The following is an 8,117-nucleotide window of genomic DNA, read 5'->3' on the forward strand; positions in this document are numbered from 1 at the left end:
TTTTGATATTGCTTTGTGCCTCTCACGGCTCTTTACCACGTCATCCCAAACTCAGCGTAGCGGAGATTTTGAGTCGCATGATTAAATGAGCTGCAGAAGGTTTAGACACTGCCACGATCTGGGAGATCCCTGATGTTTTTATTTGAGTGCGGTTGTTAGATGAAGGTTTGTTAGGAAAATTCAGGGATGGCGGAGATATTCGGTCGGGTATATCAATGTAAGATTATTTCATATAGCCCTGCTAAACGGGTCAACATAGTATTCACAAAGTGTGAATTTATTTTCTTCTTCTGTTAAAGGTATGAGATCATTACCCTGAATTTTATATCGAGATTGGAGTATATGGCTGGAGGAGGCTGTGTCAAGGATTAAAATACTATCTTCTATTGACCAGGTGCCGCTAAAATGTCCTGCTGTTTGGCTACAACCGTGATAGATGAATGCAAAGGTATTTGTTTTCATTAGTGTGAGTGATTTTCCATAAAATCCAAAATCACCACAGTAGGACAAGTACACTTGCTTTTGCATTTGTGTATTGGTGAAGAACAATAAAAATGTTGATAAAATAGCCGTGAGGGCCATAATTCCGTTAAACGTGGATTGGCGATTTGTGCTGAAGTGCCGAATGGCTTGTTTGTGCTTGATTCGTATCGGTTTGATGTGCATGCTCTTATAATCCTATTGTATCTGATTAGTCACAAAAAAAGATCTGCCGGGAGAGGTCATATCAGCAAGAAAATTCTCCCTCTAACCCATATCACGTCTTTCCGGAATTTTCGTAGAGTAGCCGTAGAAAATATCCGGACTCCCGAAGTTAAGAGCACCAACAAAGTCTGACCTGCGTAATGTCAGAAGCCTGCATACTAAATACCGCGGAGTCCTCTACGAGGTCTACGAGAGACATTCGCTGGGAAGTAGCATGAGAACACTCAGATTATTCCCCTTATCACGTCATCCCAAACGAAGCGCAGCGAAGATTGAGGTATCATGATTAAATGTGAAGCAGAGTGTTAGGGCACTGGCCAGGATCAAGGAGATTCTTGATATTTTCATTACACCTCCACATAAAGCAAGCTCATACACGAAAATTCAAGAATGACGGGTTGGGGGCGGTTGTGCCATGTGTTTTGGAGCGTGATAAATAAGTCCAGCCCCAAAGTAAACTACAATAACAGAGTCAATGCCATGAGTGTGTTTCCAAGATCAGGGAGAGTAAAAATTTATTGGAGGAGGCCTCTGATATATTTATGGCGTATTGTTTACATTCGTTATAGTCACTCCAGGTGCTGGCTTCGAGGCTACCATTGGTTGCATCCGGTTTGTAAATGCTCAGGGTGCGAATGGTTCTGTCCCATTCCGGCATATAGCGGTTGACCGGGGACATAGCCGATAAATGAAACATACCGGAATATTTTTCCTCTTTGAGTTTTCCATAGTAGTTCCATGATTTTGTGGCTTTTCCTCCTTCTATGAGGGCAAGCCTGTAGCAAACGATAATTAGCTTGTATCCCATCTGGATGTTTTCATCCAGGTTGGTGAATGAGAAATCGTTGTATTTGCTGCCTAAATTTGAATATCCGTTTGCTATTGCAAAATAATTTCCCTGAAACTGCATATCAAAAGGGCCTGGGTTGCCCTTTGGAAAATCATAACTGGTAAGATGAGCGTCCATTTTAGAAGGCGATATTAATTATGCCAGTTTAATAAAATGGATACAATTAACAAAAACAAGTGGTGAAGATAATTATCCTGATCTGCTTTAGGCTAAAGGCACGCATGCTTTACCAAACCTTTCAGCGCTGGATAAAGCATGCGTCATTTTCGTTTTTATATTAAGATCACCTCGTCTCAAACAGTAAGTCCATGGGTTTTCTGATTTTTATTAGTGACTGTGTTTTGTCATCAATAGCCCTGTAACCAATAGGAGCAATAACGGTTGCATTTAATCCCTGTCCGGTCAGTCCCAGTATCTCGTTGTACTTTTCGGGTTCGAAGCCCTCCATAGGGCAGGCGTCAATTTTTAGCTCTGCGCAGGCCGAAAGAAGGTTGCTGAGTGCCAGGTAGGTTTGTCTGGCCATCCATTCCTGCTGCTCGGCTTCCGATTTTTCAGCGAGCTTTTCCTTTATGAAATCACCGTAACCCTGTATGGTATCAAGACTAACTTCTCTTTGCAGAGCATGTAGTTCCATGTAATCCTGTATATGATCATCGCCGACCCGGGTATAATTGCAAAATACAAACAGGTGGGAAGCATCAGTGATCTGGTCTTGGTTCCATGAAGCCGGTTTCAGCTTTTCCCGAATGGCCACGTCTTCAATGATCAATACTTTATAGAGTTGCAGGCCGTAGGAGGATGCCGAAAGCTGGACTGCTTTTTTTATCTTCTCCAGATCAGAAGCACTTACTTTTCTGGTAGCGTCAAACTTTTTGGTGGCATATCGCCAGTTCAAATCTTCTATCAATCGCATGGTTTCTTAAAAGTTTATGGTGTAAATAATCATTTGGTCAGTGTGTAATTCTTCATGGTAAATTGCTCCTCAAAGCCCAGTTTGGTATACAGTCCTTTGCCCATGGCCGATGCCTGGAGGGTTGTGAATGAGAACTCTTGTCTGATGGAATCGTTGAGGATCATTTTCATAAGCATTTCCGCCAAGCCCTGCCTTCTTGCATCGGGGATAATACCCATGGCATGTATGCCTATGACCTCGTCAGATGGATGATGTAGTACAGCAGTGCCTACCGGAGCTTCATTGTGGTAGACGATTATAAAATCTGTATTGTTATAATGTGGTGTCAGCAGTTTATGGCTAATGAGATAGCCAAAAGCTTGTCCGAACAGAGACTCCCAAAGCTGGGCTTCCTTTTCGTTTTCTACCTTTTTAAAGGACAGCTTTTGAGGTACATCGTAGCTGTGACCTAGTTTTAATGACATGCCCACTTGTTCGAAACGCACTTCAAAGCCATTTGCTGCCAGCAATTGATCGGAATTGCTTTGGTAGATGTCCCAATAAGGTATGGTTATATTTTTTTGAGTGGAAAGCAGGACTTCCTTAGCCTGCGATACCCCTTCTTCATTCAGGTCATGATGGAACCATAGCCGGTTTGGCCACTCAGAGTAGGGTATGATGCAGTAATCAAAGGTTTCCCCGGAGGTCTGGCTATTGGCCATTTCACCGACTGTTTGCCATAGGGAAGTCAGGTTTCCGATGTTTTTGATGACAAGTTCTTCTTTTTTCATTTCTTATTTATTAAAAGTATGCCAATGATCATAGCAGTTACACCCAGCAGTCTTTTTGCGGTAACGGGCTCTACCGGCAGGTTAAACCAGCCGAAATGTCCGGCAACTACCGAAAAGAACACCTGTCCGCAAAGGCCGAGGGAAATCATGGTTGAAACGCCCAGCTTGGGTATAGTGTAATAATAAAGGCTTACGCCAATTAAGCTGAAAAATCCTCCGGCTGACCACAGGTACCACGGCACTTCCTTTAGCTGCTGGGCCGATGGCATGCTTTTAACGCTGAAAGCTATGACCAGAAAGGCAAACGTCGTACTGCAGAAAAAGGCAACCAGTGATGCCAGTAGCGGGTTTTTCAAAAGTACTCCCAACTGGGCATTGAGCCCGCCCTGCATAGCGAGAAATATTCCCCCTGTAAATGCCAAAATGCTTAGTGTTAACTGATTCATAAAGCGAAGGTAGGGGAGGTACTTCACGAATGCATTTACATATGTTGATACGCTAAGATTTATTCAAACTTTTTCTTACCCGGCTAAGTTGCGTAGGTGTCACCCCCAGGTATGAGGCTATCTGGAGTTGGGGAACCCTATTTTCCAGGCCGGGATATTGCTCAAGAAAGGTCAGATACCGCGCAGTGGCGGTTTCCGTGGCAAAAGCTATTTGCCGCTTTTCATTTTCTACTATCCATTTCTTTTCAAGATACCTTATATAGAAGCTTTTCAGATCGTCGTGATCAAAAATGAGTTGTCTGTACTGTTGAAAATCCATTTCAAGAATTACGCCTTCTTCTACAGATTGGATGCTAAAGTTGGAAGGAGTGGCTTGAAGCATGGAAACTGTGGAAGCAGCAAGGTTGCCCTCAAGGAAGAAGTTTTTGATGTGTGTGCCACCATCATTCGTCATATACAGGGATATCAGCAATCCTTCGCAAACGAAATATAGCTTTTTTGAAGTTTGACCTATACGCACAAGGTCTTCACCTTTACTTACCTTACGGAATTTTATGATGTCGCACAGACCGGAAAAAGACTCATCTGTAATGGGAGAATAGCTATTCAGTGATTGTCTGAACAGATCGAGGTGTGTTACTTTGTCGACCATTGGTTTTTATAGGGCTTTAGAGAAATATTACGACCATATAAAATTATGGTTTTACTTCATGTGTGAAGGTCAACTTTTCGTGGTTATTATCCGGTTAATTTACATTTGGTGTAATCGCTTTCAGCTTTTCGATTTCACTGTTATCGATATTTGAAGCAGTAAATTTGATCTTAGTACCATTGCGCAGCTTGAAATAGGACCTGGTAAAAGGCGTGTAGCTGAGGGTGATCTGCTCTATATTGCTTAGCTCCAAGCGGGTCTTTATGAATAAATCACGATAGATCGTAACAGTATTTTCGGTTACCTCGATATAGTTTCTGTTGAGGAGAAAATTGGTCAGGTTGGCCATGAGCAGTGAAATAAAGCCAAAATAAAAATAGTAAACAAAGCCCGACCGATCCATGGCCTGATAGATCAAAAGGCAGGTAAACACAACCAGAAGTATAATATTAGGAAGGGATCTCTTTAGCTGAATCATTGCTCTTGCCGTTTTGGACAAATAAAATAGCCATTTTATTGCATTTTTCAAACGGGTAGCTTGTAAACGTAAGTTCAGAGAGATGAACGGTTTATGTGCAGGAGGTATAAATAAAATAGGGTTACATCAAAGACTGTTTGGATACTTTGATGTAACCTCTTAATAGGCTCAAGGCCTGTTATTTAATAGTTTTTAAATACTACAGTACCTCCAAACCTTCCACTCCCAAAACCACTGACGAATACTCTTCTGTATCTCTTTGTGGTATAGGTTTTTGACCAGAATTTGCTGCCGGAAGGTCCTACATTGATGATATCCTGTCTCTTGTAATTACCAAATACATTCTTGTACCATGTATCGGCTGATAGTGTATTACTGTCAGAGCAGTTTACTAAATATAAATTCACGGTCTTGCACTTATCAGCACCACTCTTCCATGAACTGTAAACTGTTACATTGGCACCACCCCATGGGTAGTTGTGAAATGTTCTGTAAAATTGCCCGTACGCATCGGTGTCGTAAAAATTCTGGCCTGAACACCATGCACTGGCCATCAACTTACCTGCATCAGCGCTCGAGCCTTTTGAATGCATGGCGGCTTCGTGCTGAGTGGTTACACCGCGCTGTAAAGCGAGTGCTTTTAGGCTCTCGTCCTCCTCAAGAGTGATGAAATCCTCAGGTACAGCTACACTCTCATCAGTAAGGGAAAGAAAGCGTTCGAGCATGCTGGCGCTGGCTAACTCATCCTGTATATCTCCGCTGCCACTTTCATCATATACAATACCATCAGCTTCAGAGCGGAATGTGATCACATTACCATTAGACAGGTTGATTGTTGCCAGTGTTTTTGGCACCAGCGCCAATTCTTCGGCTTGGTGTTCCGTGTCATTATTAACAGGTTCAATACCGTTTTCATCTTCGCAGGAATACATCAGCATAGAGCTACAAAGTGCAAATGCTGTAGCCATTGTTCTCATTTTGAAATTCGTTTTCATCATTTTTAGATTTAGTTGATTTAGTTTTTGCAAACCTATTCCCAAACCCGGTCAGCACTAGAGATCAATTGATGAATACTATATTTCATTTGATGTAGAGGTGTTTTTGATTGATGAAAATGTATTTTTTTATTATAAAAATGACTTTATGGTTGTTGGTTCATCAGCAATATATGATGTGTTTAATTGCGGTTATGTACAGTAACCATGTTGTAGGCAGGAAACTGCTGACAAAGCAGATACATGAGCCAGGTTCTAATCCTCATACTTTGGTTCACGTTTTTCCATTGTGGCATTGAAAGTTTCAAGCAGGTCGTTTGACAACAGCATAGCGGCGTTCCACGTGCTCATATAATTTAAAGCATCATCTACACTGTGATCTCTGGTATAACGAAGTACTTCTTTGGTACCCCGGATCGATATGGGCGATTTGGCGGCTATGGCCCGGGCTATATGCATTACGCCCTCCATCATTTTTTCTTTTGAGGCATAACAGTGGTTGACCAGACCAGTATTTAAAGCCTCCTTGCCGGTCATTTTTCGTCCGGTGTAGGCCAGTTCCGCAGCCATTCCCGGAGATATGATCTTAGGCAGACGCTGTAAAGTGCCCAGGTCTGCCACCATGCCCAGGTCAATTTCCTTAATAGTGAAATAAGCATCTTCGGTGCAATAGCGCATGTCGCATGCAGAAACTATATCTACACCACCACCAATGCATCCGCTATGAATAGCTGCAAGTACGGGTTTAGAACATTTTTCAATGGCAGTGATGCACTCCTGCAGGGTGAGTATCAACTCCCGCACTTTTTCACTGCGCTTGCCTGAGCAGGAAACATCTTTAAGGGCACCGACTGACATTAGCAACTCCAGATCAATACCGGCGCAAAAATGTTTCCCTTCACCACTAAGAATTATAACCCTTACATGATCGGACTGGCTCAGTTTATCAAAAGTTGTTTTCATCTCTTTCCAGGCTTCCATGTGTAGGGCATTGGCCTTTTCCGGCCTGTTGAAAACTACATGTGCAATTTTGTTTTCTATTTCAACTTTAAAATGATTATAATTCATAGTGTATAGGGTATGGTTAAGGATTTGTGGTAAAATAACCAATTATTGATTTAAATCTTAAACTTTTGCCTTAATCCCTAAAGAAACCATTAAGTGACAATCCGGATTAGTGCAGCATTAGAGTGGGAAATAAAGTTCTATGTTTAAGTTCTATTTCTTTTTATTTTCTCTTAATAAAATGTTATAATTACATTTTTTAACTGTTTCGAATTTTGTCAAATACACGATACACATCTGTTTTTGCTACTTTTGACCCATATCCTTCCTATAAAGGCTCAGCGATCCATATCGATAAAGTTACGGAGGTGCTTTCTCAGAAATTTCCTTCTACCTTATTGCTGAGTTTAAAGCAGCATATGTCGAAGGAATTACCCCAGACAGTGCACCATCTTGAGTCACCGGTTGAAGAGAGTAATTATCTCAAAAGGGCCCTGGCTTTTTCTTCCTGGATCGACGGGCTTTTGGATCAGCAGCACAATTTACAAGTGGGCCACTTCCGGGATATCTGGAGTGGGATGCCTATTTTGGCAAGAGACCATATTACCAGCATATTTGAGGTGAACGGTCTGCCTTCCATTGAATTGGTTAACCGCTATCCCTACATCGGGCAGGACACATTAGGTAAGATCCGGAAGCTGGAGGACGAGTGCCTGGAAAAGAGCCGGTTGATCATTTGTCCATCCGAAACTATTAAGAAGCACCTCATCTCCCGCAAAGTGTGGGCGGATAAGATACATGTGATCCCTAATGGAGCGGATGCCCCTGTAATAGGAGCTAAGCCTGTTGGGCTTCCGGAAAAGTATATTGTTTATTTTGGTGCGTTACAACCTTGGCAGGGAGTGGATACACTCCTGAAAGCCATGAAGTACCTGGGAGATAAGCCTGATTTGAAGTTGGTTATTTGCTCTTCACACAAACAACGATTTTCGCGCCCTTTTCAAAAACTGGCAGAGAAGCTTGATGTGAGCGAGCGGATTGTATGGAAATACCAATTGGAAAAACACGAGTTACACCAGGTCATTGGTCACGCACTGTGCACGGTAGCGCCACTTACCGAATGCAGCAGGAACCTGGAGCAGGGTTGCTCTCCGTTGAAAGTGTTTGAAAGCATGGCCTGCAAAACCCCGGTTGTAGCTTCAGACCTGCCCGTGATCCGTGAAATACTGGAGCCTGATGAAGAAGCTAAGTTTTTCAGGCCTGAAAGGCCTGCAGACCTGGCCAGGTGCATCAGGTTGCTGAT

Annotated in this window: 10 protein-coding genes; 1 reads left to right on the plus strand and 9 read right to left on the minus strand. The window is 42.5% G+C overall.

Features of this window, described 5'->3' with window-relative positions; genetic code table 11:
• Positions 1 to 228: 228 nt before the first annotated feature.
• From E1163_RS04670 to E1163_RS04710, 9 genes are all read right to left on the minus strand, one after another.
• Complete coding sequence (locus E1163_RS04670) at positions 229 to 462, minus strand: hypothetical protein (RefSeq protein WP_155170007.1); 234 nt, start codon at positions 460 to 462, stop codon at positions 229 to 231.
• Positions 463 to 1,177: 715 nt separating this feature from the next.
• Entirely contained in the window at positions 1,178 to 1,672 is a 495-nt protein-coding gene (locus tag E1163_RS04675) for a hypothetical protein (RefSeq protein WP_155170009.1), read from the minus strand.
• A gap of 166 nt (positions 1,673 to 1,838) precedes the next feature.
• Positions 1,839 to 2,468: an NAD(P)H-dependent oxidoreductase gene (locus E1163_RS04680; protein ID WP_155170011.1), complete on the minus strand. Its 630-nt coding sequence runs from the start codon at positions 2,466 to 2,468 to the stop codon at positions 1,839 to 1,841.
• Positions 2,469 to 2,497: 29 nt separating this feature from the next.
• Positions 2,498 to 3,238 (minus strand): GNAT family N-acetyltransferase, encoded by a 741-nt coding sequence (locus E1163_RS04685; RefSeq protein ID WP_155170013.1) that lies wholly within the window; start codon positions 3,236 to 3,238, stop codon positions 2,498 to 2,500.
• Positions 3,235 to 3,684 (minus strand): DMT family transporter, encoded by a 450-nt coding sequence (locus E1163_RS04690; protein WP_155170014.1) that lies wholly within the window; start codon positions 3,682 to 3,684, stop codon positions 3,235 to 3,237. The genes E1163_RS04685 and E1163_RS04690 overlap by 4 nt, the downstream gene beginning before the upstream one ends.
• A 52-nt stretch (positions 3,685 to 3,736) precedes the next feature.
• Positions 3,737 to 4,336: a Crp/Fnr family transcriptional regulator gene (locus E1163_RS04695; RefSeq protein ID WP_155170016.1), complete on the minus strand. Its 600-nt coding sequence runs from the start codon at positions 4,334 to 4,336 to the stop codon at positions 3,737 to 3,739.
• Between the two features lie 94 nt (positions 4,337 to 4,430).
• Positions 4,431 to 4,814 (minus strand): hypothetical protein, encoded by a 384-nt coding sequence (locus tag E1163_RS04700; protein ID WP_155170018.1) that lies wholly within the window; start codon positions 4,812 to 4,814, stop codon positions 4,431 to 4,433.
• A 182-nt stretch (positions 4,815 to 4,996) separates the two neighbouring features.
• A complete protein-coding gene (locus E1163_RS04705; RefSeq protein ID WP_155170020.1) occupies positions 4,997 to 5,812 on the minus strand; it encodes a hypothetical protein in 816 nt (271 codons plus the stop codon).
• A gap of 252 nt (positions 5,813 to 6,064) precedes the next feature.
• Positions 6,065 to 6,877, minus strand: a complete 813-nt coding sequence (locus tag E1163_RS04710) for a crotonase/enoyl-CoA hydratase family protein (protein ID WP_155170022.1) — start codon at positions 6,875 to 6,877, stop codon at positions 6,065 to 6,067.
• A gap of 212 nt (positions 6,878 to 7,089) precedes the next feature.
• On the opposite strand from E1163_RS04710, the gene E1163_RS04715 reads away from it, so the two are divergent.
• On the plus strand, positions 7,090 to 8,117 hold a 1,028-nt coding region (locus tag E1163_RS04715), incomplete at its 3' end, for a glycosyltransferase (RefSeq protein ID WP_155170024.1).

This window comes from Fulvivirga kasyanovii (genome assembly GCF_009711405.1).
In the GTDB taxonomy this organism is placed as follows: domain Bacteria; phylum Bacteroidota; class Bacteroidia; order Cytophagales; family Cyclobacteriaceae; genus Fulvivirga; species Fulvivirga kasyanovii.

What these genes read in the sequence shown, in the direction of transcription:
- E1163_RS04670 (WP_155170007.1), bottom strand. Translation starts at nt 462, where the DNA reads ATGAAAACAAATACCTTTGCATTCATCTATCACGGTTGTAGCCAAACA.
- E1163_RS04675 (WP_155170009.1), bottom strand. Translation starts at nt 1,672, where the DNA reads ATGGACGCTCATCTTACCAGTTATGATTTTCCAAAGGGCAACCCAGGC.
- E1163_RS04680 (WP_155170011.1), bottom strand. Translation starts at nt 2,468, where the DNA reads ATGCGATTGATAGAAGATTTGAACTGGCGATATGCCACCAAAAAGTTT.
- E1163_RS04685 (WP_155170013.1), bottom strand. Translation starts at nt 3,238, where the DNA reads ATGAAAAAAGAAGAACTTGTCATCAAAAACATCGGAAACCTGACTTCC.
- E1163_RS04690 (WP_155170014.1), bottom strand. Translation starts at nt 3,684, where the DNA reads ATGAATCAGTTAACACTAAGCATTTTGGCATTTACAGGGGGAATATTT.
- E1163_RS04695 (WP_155170016.1), bottom strand. Translation starts at nt 4,336, where the DNA reads ATGGTCGACAAAGTAACACACCTCGATCTGTTCAGACAATCACTGAAT.
- E1163_RS04700 (WP_155170018.1), bottom strand. Translation starts at nt 4,814, where the DNA reads ATGATTCAGCTAAAGAGATCCCTTCCTAATATTATACTTCTGGTTGTG.
- E1163_RS04705 (WP_155170020.1), bottom strand. Translation starts at nt 5,812, where the DNA reads ATGATGAAAACGAATTTCAAAATGAGAACAATGGCTACAGCATTTGCA.
- E1163_RS04710 (WP_155170022.1), bottom strand. Translation starts at nt 6,877, where the DNA reads ATGAATTATAATCATTTTAAAGTTGAAATAGAAAACAAAATTGCACAT.